Here is a 17274-nt window from a genome sequence, read left to right on the forward strand (position 1 = left end):
AACAAGCATGACCAAGACCCTGACAAATCTCGGCTTTTTGATACTCCTGTTTTGTGGGTATTCCGCGGCCGTTACCGCCAACCCTGCAGATGAGGCGGAAACGCTGATCCAGGAACTGGCGGCAGAGAAGGGTTACCCGGCGGACAAACTACGCACCCTATTGCAAGGTGCGAGCCGCAACCAGCAGGTGATCGACAGCCTGAACCGCCCGGCCGAGACCATCCACACCTGGAAGACCTACCGACCGATCTTTCTCAAGCAGAACCGCATCGAAGCCGGTGTAGCCTATTGGGAAAAAAACCGTGCCACCCTGGACCGAGCCTACGCCATCTACGGCGTGCCTCCGGAAATAATCGTTGCCATCGTCGGCGTCGAAACCTTCTATGGCAAGCGGCCCGGCAGCATCAGCATTCTCGATGCGCTCTACACCCAGGCCTACCACTACCCGAAGCGCTACCAGTTTGGGCGTGCCCAATTAAAGGCCTTCCTGCAGATCCTGATGGAAGAGCAGATGGAGCCCGCTATGGCAATGGGCTCTTACGCCGGCGCCATGGGTACTCCCCAGTTCATCCCGACCAGTTACCTCAGCTATGCCGTCGACTTTGACGGTGACGGCAAGCGTGACATCTGGGGTAACGATGCCGACGTAATCGGCAGCGTTGCCAACTATTTCAGTCGCCATAACTGGCAAAAGGATCAACTGGTCGCGCTTCCGGGCAAGCGGATTGAGCCGGGGCAACCCTATTATATTGAACCCGCCCAAGGCGCCACCAAGCCGGATACACCGCTTAATGCACTCGCTTCGGCCGGTATTGCCCCCACTCTGCCGACGTCGATATCACCAGACGCACTGGCAACCGTGCTCCACCTGCAAGGAGCAGAAGGCGCTGAATTCTGGTTGGGATTGAATAACTTTTACGTCATCACCCGCTACAACCACAGCAACCTTTACGCCATGGCTGTTTTCCAGCTGAGCCAAGAGATACGGGCGCTGAAAAATGGGGCAGCCAGTTGATGAGGGTCTACACGCCAATAACCAGATACCTGCTTATGCTGTCCTGCACGGCGCTATTGGCCGCCTGCTCGATTAGACCCTCCATTCTGCCCGGGTATCCGGATAGCAATGACAGCGCGCCGGCTCGGCGACTTGATCCCAACAGCATCGCCGATGCCACCCCACGCATCGAACCGCAAAGCCGCCATGGCAATCCCTCGTCCTACGTCGTGCTGGGACAACGCTACCATACCCTACCGTCCAGCCGGGGCTATGTGGAGAGAGGGATCGCATCCTGGTACGGCACCAAGTTTCACGGCCACTCCACCAGTAGCGGCGAACCCTACAATATGTATGCGATGACCGCCGCGCATAAGACCTTGCCATTGCCGACTTACGTACAGGTAACCAACCTGCGCAATGGCCGCACAGCCATCGTCAAAGTCAATGACCGCGGCCCGTTCCATGATAATCGCCTGATCGACCTCTCTTATGCCGCCGCCACTAAGCTGGGTATACTGGGTGAGGGCACCGGGCTGGTGGAAGTGCGAGCCATCGACCCAGGCGCCCCACCGAGGCAGGCACCGCCCCCGACTTCGCCGACCAGACCGGTTATTCAGGCTAGTCAACCGTCGGCTCCTGGCCTATTTATCCAGGTTGGCGCCTTCAGCAGCAGACAAAATGCTACCCAGCTCAGTCAACGACTGACCCGTTCACTGGGCGAAAAAGTGCGCATCCAGCAGATCGACAACCAGGGGCAACCGCTATTTCGGGTACAGATCGGCCCCCTGGCCAACGTGGAACAGGTGGATAAGCTGAGCCTCGACCTGCCCCGGCTGGGCATCATCGAGACACAGGTCGTTATTGATTAATACCCCGGGACCAACCAGTGCACAAAAACAGCGTTCGAAGACCCGATGAAACGGCCCATCGGCGATCAACTGCGGTTTTGCCCCCTCATTCGCGTTAGAATAAGTCGACATCCGACAGAACCTCGCCTGTTTTGCGCTGTCTCTAGCTGCTTCAGGTTCAAGCAACTGACAAGGAATACCATGTTTGTACGCACCATCAGATTTAACCTCCTCACCCTGCTCGGCCTAATTTGGATCACCCTCTTTGCCCTTCCGGCCACCGCGGCCCCAATTCCGGCTCCACCCAGCGTCGCCGCCAGCGGTCACCTGCTAATCGATTTCGACAGCGGCCATGTGCTTGCAGAAAACAATGCCGAGCAGCGCCTGGAACCGGCCAGTCTGACCAAGATTATGACCGCCTACGTGGTACTGCATGAGATCCGGGATGGCCATGTGTCGCTTCAGGATCAGGTTCTGGTCAGCAAGAAAGCGTGGCGTACCCCCGGCTCACGCATGTTTATTGAAGTGGGGAAAAGGGTCCCTCTTGAGGAGCTGCTCAAAGGAATGATTATCCAGTCCGGCAACGACGCCAGCGTCGCCTTGGCAGAATACGTTGCCGGCAGTGAAGAGACATTCGCCAACCTGATGAACGATTACGCCAAGCGTCTCGGTATGCTGAACAGCCATTTCGTCAACAGCACCGGACTGCCGGCTGAAGAGCACTACACCACGGCACGAGATATCGCACGGGTGACCCGTGCCACCATCAAGGAGTTTCCCGACTTTTATAAGTGGTATTCCACCAAAGAGTTGACCTTTAATAACATCAAACAGCACAACCGCAACAAACTGTTATGGCGGGATGAAGCGGTGGATGGAGTCAAGACCGGCCACACCGAATCCGCCGGGTACTGCCTGGTGGCCTCCGCAAAAAAGGATGGCATGCGACTCATATCCGTCATCATGGGTACGGCGAGCGAAGAAGCCCGCGCCAAGGAGAGTCAATCGCTGCTCAACTACGGCTTTCGCTTCTTTGAGACCCACCGCCTTTATGGTGCCGGCGAAAAGCTGACCAGCACCCGGGTCTGGAAGGGCAGCCAGGAGCAACTGCGCCTGGGCTTGAACCGGGATCTCTATATCACCATCCCCAGGGGGGAGTATAAAAACCTCAACGCCGGGCTGAGCATTGAACCGCAAATCATCGCACCGGTCAGTGCGGGACAGCCACTCGGCAAGGTCAAAATCGCCCTGGCCGGAGAACCGGTTGCCGAAGAGGAGTTGGTGGCCCTGGAGCCGATCACCGAGGGCGGTCTGCTGCAGATCGCCAAGGATACCGTCTTACTATGGCTGGAGTAGAGGACCAAAAGTCGATGCAGAGCGGGGCGGCGGAAATCTATCTGAATGGCCGATTTTTACCATTGGAAGAGGCGACCATACCGGTCATGGATCGCGGCTTCCTATTTGGCGACGGGGTATATGAGGTAATCCCCTGCTATGGCGGAAGGCTGTTTCGGCTGGAACACCACCTGCAACGACTGGATAACAGCCTACACGCCATTCGCATGCAAAACCCACTGACTCGACCGGAGTGGCAGGCACTCCTGGATCGACTCACCGCCCAGTTGCCCGGTTCCGACCAATCCATCTATCTGCAGATCACCCGCGGTTCCAGTGGAAAACGGGACCACGCCATCCCCCCGCAAATCAGCCCCACCGTATTTGTCATGACCCAACCCGCGATCTATCCGGATGCCACCACCCTGGCAACGGGGATCAAGGCCGTCACCCACCAGGATAACCGCTGGCTGCGTTGCGACATCAAGGCCATCACCCTGCTGGCCAATGTATTACTGCGTAGCGAGGCGATGGATCGGGGTGCTTCGGAAACGATTCTGATCCGCGACGGCCAAGCCACCGAAGGCGCCACCAGCAATCTGTTTATCGTCCAGGCAGGCGAACTGATCACTCCACCCAAAAGCGACCACCTGTTGCCGGGCATCACCCGGGATCTGGTGCTGGAGCTGGCGCAGCAGCATGGCTTACCCTACCGTGAGCAAGCCATCAGCGAAGCGATGCTCCACAGCGCCGATGAAATCTGGGTGACCAGTTCGACCAAAGAGGTGATGGCGGTGGTGATGTTGGATCATCAACCGGTTGGAAACGGAAAACCCGGCCCCATCTATGCCCGCATGGCCGGTTTCTACGGCGAATATAAAGCCCTGCTGCAAGCAGGCCAGCCACTCTCCTGAACCCGATGAGCGAACAGAAAGATACCCTACTCGAATTCCCTTGCGAATTTTCCGTCAAGGCCATGGGCTTATCCAGCCACCCCGACTTTGAGGCGCTAGTGGTGGAGATCGTCTCAGTCCATGTACCGGACCTGGCACAGGATGCCAGTCGCAGTCGGTCCAGTAAAAATGGCAAATACCTATCGGTTACCGTCACTTTTCAGGCCACCAGCAAGGCACAGCTGGACGCCATCTATTACGACCTCACCGGACATCAAGATGTGGTGATGAGTCTCTGATGACGCCTGATACCACCCTACCACCGCTGATCAAGACGCTGGGGCAGCAACCCTATGAAATCGTGTGGCGGGAGATGCAGCAATTCACCGCCACGCGGGATGCGAACACCCGGGATGAAATCTGGCTGGTGGAACACCCACCGGTCTTTACCCTGGGACAAGCCGGCAAGCCGGAGCACCTGCTCGATCCGGGAGAGTTACCGGTAATCCAAACGGACCGGGGCGGACAAGTCACCTATCATGGACCGGGACAGTTGGTCGCCTACCTGCTGCTCAATCTGCGCCGGCATGGACTGGGCGTACGCCAGTTGGTGACGCTGATCGAACAGAGCATTGTGGATCTGTTGCAGGAGTACGGTATTGCGGCTTATGCCCGACAGGATGCCCCCGGCGTCTACGTGGACGGCAGCAAGATCGCCGCACTGGGTTTGCGGGTACGCCATGGCTGCAGCTTCCACGGACTCAGCCTCAATATCGACATGGACCTGGAACCCTTTAGTCGTATCAACCCCTGTGGCTACCCCGATCTCCAGGTCATCCAAATGCGTGATCTGACCCAACCCGCGGCCTTATTTACCGTGGGCAAGCAGTTGACCCGCCACATATTAGGACGGCTCGGCTACAATCAAGACGAACAGACGACAGGCGATATCACTTCCCATGAGTAAACTCGAAGACCACAACGCCCCCTCCCGGGCCACGCCCGATACCCACCAGCGCGGTAGTGAAAAACTTTCCCGCATCCCCATTAAGGTGGAGCAGACCCGGGTCATGCCGCGCAAACCGGACTGGATCAGGGTAAAGATGCCCAGTGGTGAGCGGGTCAGCCAGATCAAGAAGATTCTGCGTCAGAGCAAACTCAGCTCAGTGTGCGAAGAGGCGGCCTGCCCTAATCTCGGGGAATGTTTCAGCCACGGCACCGCCACTTTCATGATCATGGGAGATATCTGCACCCGGCGCTGTCCCTTCTGCGACGTCGCCCACGGTAAACCCCTCCCGCTGGACCCAAACGAACCGCTGGAACTGGCCGAGGCGGTGCAGGCGATGCAGTTACGCTACGTGGTGGTCACGTCGGTGGATCGGGATGACCTGCGCGATGGGGGCGCCGGGCATTTTGTCGATTGCATCCGTGCACTGCGCACCCGCAATCTGGATACCCGCATCGAGATACTGGTGCCCGATTTCCGCGGCCGCATCCCGGTCGCGCTGGAGGCGTTCGCCGACATCCAGCCGGATGTATTCAACCACAACCTGGAGACCATCCCGCGGCTTTACCGCCAGGCCCGTCCCGGCGCCGATTATCAGGGATCGCTCGACCTGCTGGCACAATTCAAACAGCGCCATCCCGAGGTACAGACCAAATCCGGCCTGATGCTCGGTCTGGGGGAAAGCAACGACGAAGTGCTGGCCGTGATGCGTGACCTGCGTGCCCATCAGGTCAATATGCTGACCCTGGGACAATATCTGCAACCCAGCCGGGACCATCTCCCGGTGGATCGTTTTGTCACTCCCAGGGAATTTGATGAACTGCGCCAGGAGGGTGAGGCGATGGGCTTCTCCAACGTCGCCAGCGGTCCCTTGGTCCGCTCTTCCTATCACGCCGATCTGCAGGCCAACCCCCTACTCGATCGCGACAACAAGGAGTAAACCATGACTCAGGAGATCGTCTGGGTGCTGAAAACCCTGATCCTGCCACCCGGTATATTGATCCTATTGGGCTTAGTCGGGTTGATGATGGGACGACGTTTGATCGGTAAGTTGCTGCTTGTCATCACCCTGTCGGCCTTCTACCTGTTGTCGACCAACTATATATCCGGTCAGCTGATGGCCAGCCTGGAGACGGTGTCCGCCCTGACCGAGGCACAGATAAGCAGCAGCGGCGCCCAAGCCATTGTGGTACTGGGCGCGGGACGCCATGAAGCAGCACCGGAATATAACCACCGGGATACGCTCAATTCACTCAACCTGGAGCGGGTGCGTTACGCCGCCTGGCTATCGCACAAGAGCGGATTGCCCATCATACCCAGCGGTGGAAGTCCCCTCAGCGAAGGCCCGAGTGAAGCGGCCCTTGCCCAGGCCGTCCTGGAACAGGAGTTTGGCGCCAAGGTACTGACATTGGAAGAGAAGGGTCGAACGACCCGTGAAGAGGCACTGGCCCTAAAACCACTTTTGCACAGACTCGGCATTCGCAAAATCTTGCTGGTCACCCACGCCTGGCACATGCTGCGCGCCTTGGATGTGTTTGAGGCAGCGGGCATTACGGTGCAACCGGCCCCCACCGGTTTCGTCCACGGCCCGACCTCCCGCCCGCTGTTTTATGCCTGGTTACCCGACGCCAAGGCGCTATTGAATAGTTACTTTGCCCTGCATGAACACCTGGGACGCCTGTGGTATCGCTATCTGGGCTAGCCGGTTACTGCACGCCGTCCGGCAGTCGCTGCCACTGACAACCCGCCTGCCATAAGCGCGCCATCTGCCGCTCACTCGGCAGTTGCTCACCACTGGCCCAGAAATAAGCTGACGCACGCCCCCTCCCATCCCGTAACAGGCCAGACACCGCCAACCGGCGCTGCAACTCCCGGGCAATGGCTGGGCCGGTGTCGACAATCGCCACGTCCGGACCGGCCAACTCGCGAATCAGTGGCTCCAGGAACGGATAATGGGTACAACCGAGCACCAGGGTATCCGCTCCCTGCTGCAACAGGGGGGTGACCAGGGACGCCACCCGCTCACGCGCCGCAGAACCGTCCAGGGCTCCCGACTCCACCAGCTCCACCCAGCCATGACACGGCTGCACAATCACCCTGTATTGCTGACCATGGGCCGAGACCAGGCGCCGAAATTTTTTGCTCCCCAGCGTACCTGCGGTAGCCAAGACCCCGATAGTACCGCCCCGGCTCAGGTCGGTCCCCGGCTTCAGGCCGGGTTCTACACCGATTACCGGCAGGGCGAACTGCCGACGCAACTCCGCGATAGCGGCCGCTGTAGCGGTGTTGCAAGCCACAACAATAGCCTTGACACCTTGCTCCACCAGAAACCGGCTGATAGCCAGCGAGCGCTGGATTACATAGTCCGGATGTTTACTGCCATAAGGGAGGTGACCGGTATCGGCCACATAGATCAGTGATTCCGCCGGCAACAGCCGGCGTACCTGTTTCAGTACCGATAGCCCGCCAATGCCGGAATCGAACACACCGATCGGCGCGGCAATCCGCAACTCATTCATCATCCCGACGGTATTCGCCTTCAATCACCCGATGCGTTTCCGGTGGCGGCTGTGATTCCGCCCCCGGTGCAGGGCGCAGAGTGCCGGAGCGCTTGAGGAACCAAACGATCATGGCGCGTCGCACAGGCGGAACCAGACAGAGGAAACCGACGATATCCGTAAAAAAACCAGGCAACAGCAGCAGGATGCCGCTTAGCAACAAGACCACCCCTTCCAGCATCTCGATCGCCGGCATCTCGCCCCGATCCATTCCGGCCCGCACCCGCATGGCGGTGGAAAAACCCTGCAGACGTACCAGCGCCCCGCCCAGAACGGCCGTGAACACCGTTAAAAAGATGGTCGGTAAGGCACCGATTTGGGAACCGACCTCAATCAGGAAATAGAGCTCAACCAGGGGAATACCGACAAACAGCAGCAGGAGCAGGGCAAAAGGATTCATGGACGCAGAGCTTACGCCCCACAACCGCACGATTCAAGATGGCTCCCACCGCCTCTTTTCATTTTGCGCACAACCGGGCAATCCTGTATCTTCCGCCCATGCCTGTGGACAAGCTTTTGATCTACTGTACCTGCCCCGACCAGGCAAGCGCCGACAGGATTGCCGGCCACCTGGTCAGCCAGCGACTTGCCGCCTGCGTCACCATGACAGCACCGGTAAAATCGGTTTACACCTGGCAGGAGAAGCTTGAGACGGCGGAAGAGTACCTGTTGCTGATCAAGACCACGCGAGCACGCTATCCGGAACTGGAACAGGCCATTCTCTCCCTCCATCCATATGAACTTCCGGAGATCATCGCGGTCCCTGTACAGCAGGGCCTGCCCGCTTATCTCCACTGGATCGATGAATGCACACAACAATAACCCGATTGAAGCCGCTATTCCTGTTGCTGGTGTTACTGCTGTTACCGGGCTTCGCCATTAGCCAAACAGAACCCGACTACTTGCTTCCGCAGGAGGCATACAAGCTAACCGCCCAGGCTGAAGGCGCCAACAATATCCAGGTAACCTGGCAGATTGCCGAAGGTTACTACCTCTATCGCAGCAAAATCAGATTCTCCAGCCAGACCCCCGGTATCACCCTCGGAGAACCCGAATTTCCAGAGGGGAAAATCAAGCAGGATCAGTTCTTTGGCAATATGGAAGTGTACCGCCATGCGGTATCGATCCGAATACCAATCGAGCGCGCCGCGGGTTCAGACAATAGCTTAACGCTGGCCACAGTGTCCCAGGGCTGCGCCGATGCCGGGCTCTGTTATCCGCCACAAAAAGAGTCCATCACCGTTGCACTCCCGCCAATCGCTGCGTCACCAGCGGCCTTATCACCTCTCAGTAACCTGGGACAAGCACTGGGGCTGCAGGAAGAGAGCGATATCCTCACCCCGGATGAGGCCTACCAACTCTCAGCCACGGTTGAGCAACCGGACCAACTCCGTCTGATCTGGCGTATCGCCGAGGGAACCTACCTCTACCAAGACAAGATCCGGATAGAGTTGCTGAATGGCGAGGGGGTGCAGATCGGCCCGTACCGGTTACCCCCCGCCGAGACCAAGCAAAATGCCCTCAAGCCTGACGGCAGCTACGGTGACCTGGAGGTCTATCACCACGAGATCAATCTCCCCTTGCCGCTGATCCGCAGCAATCGCAGCGCCAGCGAAATCCAGCTCCGCGTCGGCTACCAAGGGTGCGCAGAGGCCGGCGTCTGTTACCCGCCAATCCGTAAAACCTTCTCCCTGGCGCTCCCGGCCCTGTCCACCGCACAAAGGCCGTCAGCACTCGCGCAGGCACAACAGGCGTTGATTGAGAGCCAGACATCCGCACCCCCGGTGATCGAAGCCCCCGTCGAGCCGGTATCCGAACTGGACCGGATCGCCAGCACGCTCGCCGGCGGCAATTCCTGGCTGGTGATCGTGCTGTTCTTTGGTCTCGGTCTGGCGCTCGCCCTGACCCCCTGTGTGTTTCCGATGATCCCGATTCTCTCCGGCATCATCGCCGGCCAGGGCAGTCGCATCACCACACACAAGGCATTCATCCTTTCACTGGTTTATGTGCTGGCCATGTCCCTCACCTACACGGCTGCTGGCGTACTGGCGGGGTTATTCGGGCAAAACCTGCAGGCGGCCTTCCAGGACCCCTGGATTCTCAGCTTCTTTGCCCTGGTGTTTGTCCTGCTGGCACTCTCCATGTTTGGTTTTTATGAGCTGCAACTGCCCAACCGCTGGCAGAGCAAGCTGGCAGAAAAGAGTAACCGGCAATCCGGCGGAAGTTTGCTGGGTGTAGCGGTCATGGGCTTTCTCTCCGCCCTGATTGTGGGGCCTTGCGTCGCCCCACCACTGGCCGGTGCACTGATCTACATCGGCCAGACCGGCGATGCCCTGCTCGGTGGGTTGGCGCTGTTTGCCCTGGCCATGGGTATGGGCACCCCACTGATTATCATCGGCACTTCAGCCGGCAAGTACCTACCACGGGCCGGCAGCTGGATGGACAAGGTCAAGGCCGTGTTCGGTGTCGGCATGTTGGCGGTGGCCATCATCCTGCTGGAGCGGATACTCCCGGCCGAAATCGCCATGCTGCTGTGGGGAGTCCTGTTGGTGGTGAGCGCCATCTACATGGGCGCACTACGCGAATTGGAAGTGGAAGCATCAGGATGGGATCGCCTCTGGAAAGGCCTCGGCGTCGTGGTATTGATTTACGGCACCCTGATGCTGGTCGGTGCCGCAGCGGGCGGCAAGGATACCGTACAGCCACTGCGGGGCTTGATGGCAGCCAGCGGTAACGCTGAAGAGAGCCGTCTGCAATTCAAGCGGATCAAAAACGTCGCCGATCTGCAGCGTGAAGTCCGTGCGGCCAGCAGCGCCGGCAAACCGGTCATGCTCGACTTTTACGCCGACTGGTGCGTCTCCTGCAAAGAGATGGAACGCTACACCTTCAGTGACGCCAAAGTGAAAGCCGCATTATCCGGCGCCATCCTGCTGCAAGCCGATGTGACGGCCAATGACGAACAGGATGTCGCCCTGCTACAGGGGCACTTCGGGTTACCCGGACCACCCAGCATCATGTTTTACGGTCGGGATGGTAAAGAACGAAAGGGATATCGCGTGATCGGTTTCATGGGGCCGGATGAATTTAGTCGACATGTGACGAAGGCCTTCAAATGAACAGGCCTCTCATCTGGTCGACCGGCCTGCTCTTGCTGACCCTCGGCTTGCTACTCGGCTGCGAACAGGAGCGGCCGAAACCAAAGCTGACCGGCAACGCAGAAGCCCAGATGCCGGCATTCAGTTTTGCCAACCTGGACGGTGAACAGCAAAACAGCCGCATCTGGCAGGGTAAAGTGATAGTGGTCAATTACTGGGCCACCTGGTGTCCTCCGTGTCGCAAGGAGATGCCCTTGTTCGTCGAGACCCAAACGCGTTATGCCGACCAAGGGGTGCAGTTTGTCGGCATCGCCATTGATGACCCGCATATGGTGCAAGACTTTGTCGACGTTTATGACATCAACTTCCCCATCTTAATCGGCAATGCGGAAGCCATAAAACTCTCCAACCGAATGGGGAACCGCTTTGACTCCCTGCCCTTCACCGCCATTTTTGACCGCCAGGGTAAAACCCGGTTTATCCAGGCGGGAGAGATGAGCCGCCGCGTGCTGGAGCAGGAGCTCGCCCCCCTGCTCTAAATTTCCTGGCGGCAAATATCTCCAAAAGCTGCGCGCCGCTTCACACTACCGCTACATAAATATTTTAATTCCCTGTTAATTTTCGCCGATCTTGACGTGATCTTCGTTAAAATCTGGACAAACTGGTTTCGCTCGGTCAGAATTTGCGCTGAATTTCGAATAAATACATCAGCAGTTTCAAATGTGTGGCACCCCTGCACAGCATCTGCCTCTAGGTGAACAATCATGGCGACCATCCTGGTACTGAACGGACCGAACCTGAACCTTTTGGGGACCCGGGAACCCGAGCTGTATGGCCAGGACACACTGGCCGACATTGAACAACGCTTGATCGGCCTCACCCAAGGCGCCGGCCATGACCTGACTTTCACCCAAAGCAACGCCGAGCACGAGCTGATCGAACGTATCCATCGTGCCCGGGACGAGCAGATCGCCTACATCATTTTCAATCCTGCTGCCTTTACCCATACCAGCGTGGCCATCCGTGACGCCCTGCTCGGGGTGGGAATACCCTTTATAGAAGTGCACCTCTCCAATGTTCATGCACGAGAGTCATTCCGCAAGCACTCCTATTTTTCCGACATCGCTGAAGGCGTTATCAGCGGGCTGGGAGTGCAGAGCTACGAGCTTGCGCTGGCCGCCGCCCTCAAACGTCTCAGCATCTAGCCACTGAACCGAGATTTATAACCACAATGGATATCCGAAAAGTCAAAAAGCTGATCGAACTCATCGAAGAGTCTGATGTTGCCGAGATCGAAATACATGAAGGGGAAGAGTCTGTACGTATCAGCCGTACCAGTTCGGCGGCGCCGGTTATGGCCATGGCCGCCCCCCAACCCCAGGTGGTCGCCGCCGCACCGGTAACTTCACATGATACACCCGCCGAGGTGAAAACCGAACTGACAGGCCATCCGATCCGCTCACCCATGGTCGGCACCTTCTACCGTGCACCTACGCCTACCTCCAAAGCTTTCGTGGAAATCGGTCAGCACGTCAGCGTCGGCGAAACACTCTGCATCATCGAAGCCATGAAAATCCTCAACCAAATCGAGTGTGACAAGTCCGGCGTCATTACCCAGATCCTAGTGGAGAACGGCCAGCCGGTGGAATATAACGAGCCCCTGTTTATCATCGAATAAAGGCCCCTGCTGCTATGATCGAAAAAATCGTCATCGCCAATCGGGGCGAAATCGCCCTACGTATCTTACGGGCCTGTCGTGAGTTGGGAATCAAGACCGTCGCGGTGCACTCCGAAGCGGACCGGGACCTGAAGCATGTACGGCTGGCGGATGAGACCGTCTGTATCGGACCGCCACCCTCAGCCGGCAGCTACCTGCAAGTCCACTCCATTATTAGCGCCGCCGAAGTAACAGATGCCGTAGCCATTCACCCCGGTTATGGCTTTTTGTCGGAGAACGCCGATTTCGCCGAACGCGTTGAGGAGAGCGGTTTCATCTTTATCGGACCAAAGCCGGAAACCATCCGCATGATGGGCGATAAAATCACCGCGATTGAAGCCATGAAGGCGGCCGGCGTCCCCTGCGTTCCGGGCTCGGACGGCCCGCTCGACGGCGATGAGCGCAAGACGCTTAAGATGGCATCTGACATCGGTTACCCCGTCATCATCAAGGCGGCGGGCGGCGGCGGCGGACGCGGCATGCGTGTGGTGCACTCTGAAGCGACACTGCTTAACGCCATCTCCCTGACCCGCGCCGAGGCGGGTGCCGCCTTCGGCAACGACACCGTCTATATGGAAAAATACCTGGAAAACCCGCGCCATGTGGAGTTTCAGGTGTTGGCGGATACCCACGGCAACGCTATCCACCTGGGTGAACGTGACTGCTCCATGCAGCGCCGTCATCAAAAAGTGGTGGAAGAGGCACCGGCACCCGGCATCTCCGAAGAGCTGCGTAACCGTCTGGGAGAACGCTGCGCCGAAGCGTGCCGCCGCATCGGTTACCGGGGCGCCGGCACCTTCGAATTTCTGTATGAAAACGGCGAGTTCTATTTCATCGAAATGAATACGCGCATCCAGGTGGAACACCCGGTGACCGAAATGATCACCGGTGTCGACATCGTCAAGGAACAGTTGCGCATTGCCGCCGGTGAAGCGCTCGCCTACCGGCAGTCCGATATCCAGATACGCGGCCACGCCGTCGAGTGCCGGATCAACGCCGAAGATCCGGACAACTTCATGCCGAGCCCCGGAGACATTACCCATCTGCATATACCGGGCGGTCCGGGTATTCGGGTCGACACCCACATCTACGATGGTTACCGGGTACCGCCCCATTATGACTCCATGATCGGTAAGCTGATCGCCCACGGCGAAGACCGCAACTCGGCCATCGCCCGCATGAAAACCGCCCTCTCGGAGATGGTGGTCGACGGCATCAGGACCAACATCCCGTTGCAGCAACGCATCATGCTGGACGAAGCATTTGCCAAGGGCGGCGCCAATATTCACTACCTGGAAAAAAAGCTGGGTATCTAAAACTGAAGCGGGCAGGACTGGCATTATCGGTCCTGCCCGCAGGAGCTGAATGTGCCCTGGATACAGGCCCACCTAACTACCAGCAAAGCGCAAGCACCGCTGATTGAATTGCTGTTTGAAAGTCTTGGCGCCCTCGCCACCACCCTAGAGGACGCTAAAGATGAGCCGCTGCTGGAGCCCAAACCGGGTGAACTGCCCCTCTGGCAGCTCACCCGAATCACCGGGCTGTTCGAAGGCAATATCAACAGTGACGAACTACGCCAGCGCATCAACCAGACACTCAACAGCGACGTAACGCTGACCCTGGAGCTCGAGGTACTGGAAGATAAGGCTTGGGAGCGGGCCTGGCTGGACGATTTTCATGCTATGCCCTTCGGTTCGCGCCTCTGGATCTGCCCGCAAGGCAAGCGGCCGGATCAGGAGGATGCCGTCATCGTCGAACTGGACCCCGGACTCGCTTTTGGCACCGGTACCCACCCCACTACCGCGCTCTGCCTGCAGTGGCTGGATCGCACTCCGTTGGAGCAGCTGGAATTGATCGATTTTGGTTGTGGCTCAGGCATCCTCGCCGTGGCCGCGCTGAAACTGGGTGCCAAAAAAGTCTTTGCCACCGATCACGATCTGCAGGCGATTCAGGCAACAGCGGCCAATGCCGAAAAGAACGGGGTCCTAGAGCGGCTGCAGTTGTGTGACAGCGGCCATCTGCCCGATCATCCGGTAGATCTGGTCATGGCCAATATCCTGGCCGGCACCCTTATCGAACTGAAGGCGTTGCTAACCGGACTGACCCGACCGGGTGGCCGCATTATTCTCTCCGGCATTCTCAGCGAACAGGCGGAGCGGGTCAGCGAGGTTTACGCCGAATCATTTATGATGAGTCCACCGCAACAGCAGGAAGAGTGGATACTGCTGGAGGGATATAAAAAGTGAGTCAATCCGGCTAATCATGTTCACCCAGTGCCCACACTGCCAAACTCTGTTTCGCATCAGCGCTGAGCAGTTAAAAGCCGCCGCCGGGAAGGCGCACTGCTGCCGCTGCGACCAGGTGTTCAGCGCCCTGGATAACCTGCGCGAACCGCACTCGGACGAGGCTTGGCCTGAATCCCGTTTCATCGATGATTTTCCCGAGCAGCAAAACCTGGAACTGCCGTTTGACTCACCGGACGAGGAGAGTCGACAGGAGATCCAAAGTAGCTTGACCGAACTGCTGCAGGCGCTGCAGATCACGCCCGAGGAAGCGATTCCGGATCCGGATCCGGAAGAAGCGGATAACATCGTACAGCTGGCGTCCGATGACGAGCGCGACCCGTTCGAACCGATCTATATCTTTGACGACCCGGAAATGGACAGCGTTCAGATCGGGCTCGACTCCCAGCTCCACCCGACCGTCGAAGACACGCCCGACACAACGGACGAAGCCTTACTGGCTACACCGCAGATAGAGGAGTCGGTTGATCCCGACACCGAGCCGCAAACTGCAGAACCGCACGCGGAAGATCCTGCCCCGGCTTACGAGCCACCCTTTCCGATCCCGGATGATCTGCCGGAACTCCAACCGGCAGAAACGGCGCCACTCTCCCTGGAAGAGACCCTGGGTAACAGCGGACCCGGCAGACGCGGCACAGTTGCCTGGGCTCTCTCCATCCTGCTGCTGTTACTGTTAGCACTGGGACAGCTCGTCTGGTTTGGGCGCGATCACCTGCTCCAGTACCCCGCCGGCCGGCAATTTCTGGAGAGCGCCTGCGATCTGCTGCTGTGCCAACTGCCACCGCGCCATGCACCGGATAAATTACATGTGGTATCCCGCGCCATCACCAGCCACCCGGACCAGGACAATGCCCTTCAGGTGATGTTAATACTGCGTAATGACGCCGACTTCTCCCAAGCTTGGCCACTGCTCGAGCTGAGCCTGCTGGATAGGGATGGAGGCTTGATAGCGCGGCGCAGCTTCCACCCGGAAGAGTACCGCGACAGCACAAAGGGCCTATTACAACCGGGCATCCCCCAGACACTGCGCCTGGAACTGGAAGATCCCGGCGACAAAGTCGTGGGATTCCAATTCGATTTTCACTGATGGGGGTGCCGGGCTAAGCGCTTGTCCCTCCCGACGGATCGTCGTACCATACCCGATTCTCTTCACGACCGCTCCAGAATCAATCGGCCTTGTAAAGACGATGCGTATTGGTCCCTACCAACTCGACAACAATCTACTGGTTGCCCCGATGGCGGGGGTGACGGATCGGCCGTTCCGGCAGCTTTGCCGTCGTCTTGGCGCCGGCATGGCGGTGTCCGAAATGATCTCTTCCGACTCCTCCCTGCGGGGTACCCGCAAGACGGTGCGTCGCCTCGACTTTGAGGGTGAACCCGGACCCATAGCGGTACAGATCCTCGGCGCCGATCCCCAAACCATGGCGGAAGCGGCCCGGATCAATGTCGGACATGGCGCCCAGATCATCGACATCAATATGGGCTGTCCGGCGAAGAAGGTGTGCAAAGTGGCGGCCGGCTCGGCGCTCCTGATGGACCCACCTCTGGTAGGACATATCCTCGACGCCGTGGTAAAGGCGGTGGAGGTACCGGTAACCCTGAAGATCCGCACCGGCTGGGATCCGCAAAACCGCAACGGCCTGGAGATTGCCCGTATCGCCGAAGCCAGCGGCGTCCAGGCCCTGGCCATACATGGACGCACCCGCGCCTGCGGATTCTCAGGCCAGGCCGAATACCAGACGATCCGTTCCATCAAGCAGTCCCTCTCCATCCCGATCATCGCCAATGGCGACATCGATTCACCGGAAAAAGCAAAAAAGGTGCTGGAACAGACCGGCGCCGATGCTATTATGATTGGCCGGGCCGCCCAGGGGCGACCATGGATATTTCGCGAAATCTCTCATTACCTGGCGACGGGGGAAAAACATTCCGCTCCCCATCCAGCATGGATTCGCGATATCCTATTGGAACATCTGGGGAACCTGTACAGTTTTTACGGCGAGTTTCAGGGGGTGCGCATTGCACGTAAACATATCGCCTGGTACAGCAAAACCCAGCCGGGGGGCGCGCTTTTCAGACAGCGTATTAACACAACCGACTCAACGGAAAAACAAAAAGCCCTGATCGTGGATTTTTTTGATCAGTTGGCCATAAATAAGGAGCGGGCAGCATGACGATGGACGCCTTACTGGCGCAAGAATCGAACAAGCCACACTTTACCGTGGCTAAGAATAAGGCAACCGAGCCCTTGCGCGAATGCGTCAGGGACGCCCTGGCCAGCTACTTCAGGCAACTGGACGGGCATAGCGCCGCCAATATCTACCAAATGGTACTAGCCGAGGTCGAGCAGCCACTGCTTGAAACCGTCATGAACCACACCGAGGGCAACCAGACCCGCGCCGCGGAGATTCTTGGCATCAGCCGCAGTACGCTAAGAAAGAAACTGGCTCTCTACGATCTCGACTGAAGCCGGTTTAGGAAATGGTAACAATTAACCCCTAACGCGGCCCGTCGGCCGCGTT

The 17274-nt window shown here is 58.3% G+C and carries 20 protein-coding genes; 18 read left to right on the forward strand and 2 right to left on the reverse strand.

Going from position 1 to position 17274, the window contains the following annotated elements; genetic code table 11:
* The first annotated feature begins 7 nt into the window (after positions 1-7).
* The 8 genes from mltB (at position 8) to ACQY5R_RS11675 (ending at position 6781) form a co-directional block, all read left to right on the forward strand.
* Entirely contained in the window at positions 8-1015 is a 1008-nt protein-coding gene (gene mltB, locus ACQY5R_RS11640) for a lytic murein transglycosylase B (RefSeq protein ID WP_428608485.1), read from the forward strand.
* A 35-nt stretch (positions 1016-1050) separates the two neighbouring features.
* Positions 1051-1866: a septal ring lytic transglycosylase RlpA family protein gene (locus ACQY5R_RS11645; RefSeq protein WP_428608487.1), complete on the forward strand. Its 816-nt coding sequence runs from the start codon at positions 1051-1053 to the stop codon at positions 1864-1866.
* 180 nt (positions 1867-2046) lie between these two features.
* Entirely contained in the window at positions 2047-3201 is a 1155-nt protein-coding gene (locus ACQY5R_RS11650; RefSeq protein WP_428608490.1) for a D-alanyl-D-alanine carboxypeptidase family protein, read from the forward strand.
* Complete coding sequence (locus ACQY5R_RS11655) at positions 3189-4094, forward strand: D-amino acid aminotransferase (RefSeq protein WP_428608493.1); 906 nt, start codon at positions 3189-3191, stop codon at positions 4092-4094. The genes ACQY5R_RS11650 and ACQY5R_RS11655 overlap by 13 nt, the downstream gene beginning before the upstream one ends.
* A gap of 5 nt (positions 4095-4099) precedes the next feature.
* A complete protein-coding gene (locus ACQY5R_RS11660) occupies positions 4100-4372 on the forward strand; it encodes a YbeD family protein (RefSeq protein ID WP_428608495.1) in 273 nt (90 codons plus the stop codon).
* Positions 4372-5040 (forward strand): lipoyl(octanoyl) transferase LipB, encoded by a 669-nt coding sequence (gene lipB, locus ACQY5R_RS11665; RefSeq protein ID WP_428608498.1) that lies wholly within the window; start codon positions 4372-4374, stop codon positions 5038-5040. The genes ACQY5R_RS11660 and lipB overlap by 1 nt, the downstream gene beginning before the upstream one ends.
* The gene (lipA, locus tag ACQY5R_RS11670; RefSeq protein WP_428608500.1) at positions 5033-6019 is read left to right on the forward strand and encodes a lipoyl synthase; all 987 of its coding nucleotides are present in this window, start codon (positions 5033-5035) and stop codon (positions 6017-6019) included. Before lipB ends, lipA begins: the two co-directional genes overlap by 8 nt.
* Positions 6020-6022: 3 nt before the next feature.
* Positions 6023-6781 (forward strand): YdcF family protein, encoded by a 759-nt coding sequence (locus tag ACQY5R_RS11675; protein ID WP_428608502.1) that lies wholly within the window; start codon positions 6023-6025, stop codon positions 6779-6781.
* A gap of 4 nt (positions 6782-6785) precedes the next feature.
* On the opposite strand, the gene murI is transcribed toward ACQY5R_RS11675, so the two are convergent.
* Together murI and ACQY5R_RS11685 are read right to left on the reverse strand one after the other, a co-directional pair.
* Complete coding sequence (gene murI, locus ACQY5R_RS11680; protein WP_428608505.1) at positions 6786-7622, reverse strand: glutamate racemase; 837 nt, start codon at positions 7620-7622, stop codon at positions 6786-6788.
* Positions 7591-8037 (reverse strand): FxsA family protein, encoded by a 447-nt coding sequence (locus tag ACQY5R_RS11685; RefSeq protein WP_428608508.1) that lies wholly within the window; start codon positions 8035-8037, stop codon positions 7591-7593. Before ACQY5R_RS11685 ends, murI begins: the two co-directional genes overlap by 32 nt.
* Positions 8038-8075: 38 nt before the next feature.
* Between ACQY5R_RS11685 and cutA the strand changes: the two genes are divergently transcribed.
* The 10 genes from cutA to fis all read left to right on the forward strand — a co-directional run bounded on the left by cutA (position 8076) and on the right by fis (position 17219).
* Complete coding sequence (gene cutA / locus ACQY5R_RS11690; protein ID WP_428608511.1) at positions 8076-8459, forward strand: divalent-cation tolerance protein CutA; 384 nt, start codon at positions 8076-8078, stop codon at positions 8457-8459.
* Entirely contained in the window at positions 8444-10753 is a 2310-nt protein-coding gene (locus tag ACQY5R_RS11695; RefSeq protein ID WP_428608513.1) for a protein-disulfide reductase DsbD, read from the forward strand. Before cutA ends, ACQY5R_RS11695 begins: the two co-directional genes overlap by 16 nt.
* A complete protein-coding gene (locus tag ACQY5R_RS11700; RefSeq protein WP_428608516.1) occupies positions 10750-11271 on the forward strand; it encodes a TlpA family protein disulfide reductase in 522 nt (173 codons plus the stop codon). The genes ACQY5R_RS11695 and ACQY5R_RS11700 overlap by 4 nt, the downstream gene beginning before the upstream one ends.
* Before the next feature lie 225 nt (positions 11272-11496).
* Complete coding sequence (gene aroQ, locus ACQY5R_RS11705; RefSeq protein ID WP_428608519.1) at positions 11497-11937, forward strand: type II 3-dehydroquinate dehydratase; 441 nt, start codon at positions 11497-11499, stop codon at positions 11935-11937.
* Positions 11938-11963: 26 nt separating this feature from the next.
* Complete coding sequence (gene accB / locus ACQY5R_RS11710) at positions 11964-12410, forward strand: acetyl-CoA carboxylase biotin carboxyl carrier protein (protein WP_428608521.1); 447 nt, start codon at positions 11964-11966, stop codon at positions 12408-12410.
* A gap of 14 nt (positions 12411-12424) precedes the next feature.
* Entirely contained in the window at positions 12425-13765 is a 1341-nt protein-coding gene (gene accC, locus ACQY5R_RS11715; protein ID WP_428608523.1) for an acetyl-CoA carboxylase biotin carboxylase subunit, read from the forward strand.
* Positions 13766-13816: 51 nt separating this feature from the next.
* Positions 13817-14695: a 50S ribosomal protein L11 methyltransferase gene (prmA, locus tag ACQY5R_RS11720; protein ID WP_428608525.1), complete on the forward strand. Its 879-nt coding sequence runs from the start codon at positions 13817-13819 to the stop codon at positions 14693-14695.
* 16 nt (positions 14696-14711) lie between these two features.
* Positions 14712-15839 carry a DUF3426 domain-containing protein gene (locus tag ACQY5R_RS11725; protein ID WP_428608527.1) on the forward strand — a complete coding sequence of 376 codons (1128 nt, stop codon included), beginning with the start codon at positions 14712-14714 and terminating at the stop codon, positions 15837-15839.
* Between the two features lie 100 nt (positions 15840-15939).
* Complete coding sequence (dusB, locus tag ACQY5R_RS11730) at positions 15940-16926, forward strand: tRNA dihydrouridine synthase DusB (RefSeq protein ID WP_428608529.1); 987 nt, start codon at positions 15940-15942, stop codon at positions 16924-16926.
* The gene (fis, locus tag ACQY5R_RS11735; RefSeq protein WP_428608531.1) at positions 16923-17219 is read left to right on the forward strand and encodes a DNA-binding transcriptional regulator Fis; all 297 of its coding nucleotides are present in this window, start codon (positions 16923-16925) and stop codon (positions 17217-17219) included. Before dusB ends, fis begins: the two co-directional genes overlap by 4 nt.
* Positions 17220-17274 lie beyond the last annotated feature (55 nt).

This window comes from Sedimenticola sp. (genome assembly GCF_050289425.1).
Classification (GTDB): Bacteria; Pseudomonadota; Gammaproteobacteria; order Chromatiales; family Chromatiaceae; genus Sedimenticola.